The following is a 717-nucleotide window of genomic DNA, read 5'->3' as shown; positions in this document are numbered from 1 at the left end:
GCATCGCCTGCTCGAGGCGGCGGTTGATGCGGTCGAGCGCGAGGTAGATCACGGGCGTCGTGTAGAGCGTCAGCAGCTGGCTCAGCAGCAGGCCGCCGATGATGGAAATGCCAAGTGGGAAACGCAGCTCGGCGCCGGTGCCGCTCTCGATCGCGAGCGGCAGCGCGCCGAACAGCGCCGCCAGTGTCGTCATCATGATCGGGCGGAAGCGCAACAGACACGCCTGCACGATGGCTTCGTGCGGCGACATACCCCGCCCGCGCTCGGCCTCGAGCGCGAAGTCGATCATCATGATCGCGTTCTTCTTGACGATGCCCATCAACAGGATGATGCCGATCAGGCCGATCACCGAAAGGTCCTGCCCGCACAGCATCAGCGCCAGGATCGCCCCGACGCCGGCCGAGGGCAGCGTCGACAGGATCGTGATCGGGTGGATGTAACTTTCATAGAGAACGCCGAGGACGATGTAGATCGTGATCACGGCGGCGAGCAGCAGCCAGGGCTGGCCGGCGAGCGCCTTGGCGAACTCGGCGGCATCGCCGGCATAGACGCCGACGATGCTGCCCGGCATGTCGATCCGGGTCTCGATCATCTTCACGGCCTCGACGGCATCGCCGAGCGCCGCGCCCGGCGCGAGGTTGAAGCTGAGCGACACCGACGGGAATTGCGCCTGGTGCGAGATCGCGAGCGGTGCCGTCGTGCGCTTCAGCGTCGCCA

At 66.4% G+C, this 717-nt stretch carries 1 protein-coding gene; it reads right to left on the bottom strand.

The annotated features are described in order from the left end of the window. Positions 1 to 717: efflux RND transporter permease subunit (locus tag MOV75_RS40625; RefSeq protein WP_247008477.1), on the bottom strand; the 717-nt coding region annotated here is incomplete at both ends.

Source organism: Bradyrhizobium sp. PRIMUS42 (genome assembly GCF_023006515.1).
Taxonomy (GTDB): Bacteria; Pseudomonadota; Alphaproteobacteria; order Rhizobiales; family Xanthobacteraceae; genus Bradyrhizobium.
The sequence above is the reverse complement of the archived record's forward strand: the minus strand, read 5'-3'. Positions and strand labels throughout refer to the sequence as shown.